2 pseudogenes are annotated in these 1,039 nt (G+C 60.5%); both read left to right on the forward strand.

Annotation, left to right across the window (positions count from 1 at the left end):
- A pseudogene (locus JQ611_RS41485) lies at window positions 1-182 on the forward strand (hypothetical protein); the annotation flags it as partial.
- A gap of 29 nt (window positions 183-211) precedes the next feature.
- Window positions 212-1,039 (forward strand): annotated as a pseudogene (istA, locus tag JQ611_RS41490) (IS21-like element IS1631 family transposase); the annotation flags it as partial.

A 1,039-nucleotide genomic window follows, 5' to 3' on the forward strand; every position in this document is an offset into this window, starting at 1 on the left:
AGTATATTCACCTTCATCCATCCACGGAGATCGATATGCATCGTGTCGCTCCGATGCTGACGTTACTCACTGCCGCTGTATTCCTTGCTTTTTTGGAGCCAGTCCCCCGTGGGTCGGTCAAAATCCCCCGGGTATGGTCACTTGAAACTCCCCCACCTGATGATCGCCGTCAGCGCCGCTGAACAGCAGTAGCCGGTCAGGCAGGACGTTTATGTTCGACCCCTTTAGCCAGCAAGGGGCCGGGGAGTTGAACGTCTTGAAGCGACATCTGCAAAGCACCGTACTTACATTACTTGATCGCAACACCAGCCAGCGCGAGATTCACCGGCTGACGGGTGTCGATCGCAAGACGATCCGGCGTTATCAGGCGCTGCGGGCCGGTGCGGAGGCAAATTCCCCCGGGGAAGTGACCACCGGCTCGGTGAGCGCGGACGGCCAAATTCCTCCACCCCGACCACCGGCTTTTGGGACATCGGAAGCGACGGTCACCAGCAGCCTGGCCCGTTCGGCTTGCGAAGCGCATCGGACGTGGATCGAAGAACAGGTCCGGCTGAAGCGGAACGCGCAGGCGATTTACCAGGACCTGGTTGATCAATTTGGCTTTCCGTCCAGCTACCAGAGTGTCAAGCGGTTTGTGCGCCGGTTGCGGCACGCTGATCCTGAGCAGTTTGATCGTCTTGAGTTCCTCCCCGGCGAGGAAGCTCAGGTCGACTATGGCGAGGGCGCGCCGACGGTTGATCCGAAGAGCGGGCGGTACCGTCGTCCCCGCCTGTTCGTGATGACGCTACGCTACTCGCGGCGCAGCTTCCGGCGGGTAGTCTGGAAGTCCAGCCAACAAGTCTGGGCGCAGCTCCACGAAGAGGCGTTCCGGTATTTTGGCGGGGTCCCCAGCTATGTCGTGCTCGACAACCTGAAGGAAGGCGTCCTCAAGCCGGATTTGTACGAGCCCCAGCTCAACCCGATTTACAGCGCGATGCTGGCTCATTACGCCGTGGTCGCCGATCCCGCGCGCGTGGCCGATCCAAATCGGAAAGGATGC

The organism is Bradyrhizobium sp. AUGA SZCCT0182, assembly GCF_018130185.1.
Classification (GTDB): Bacteria; Pseudomonadota; Alphaproteobacteria; order Rhizobiales; family Xanthobacteraceae; genus Bradyrhizobium.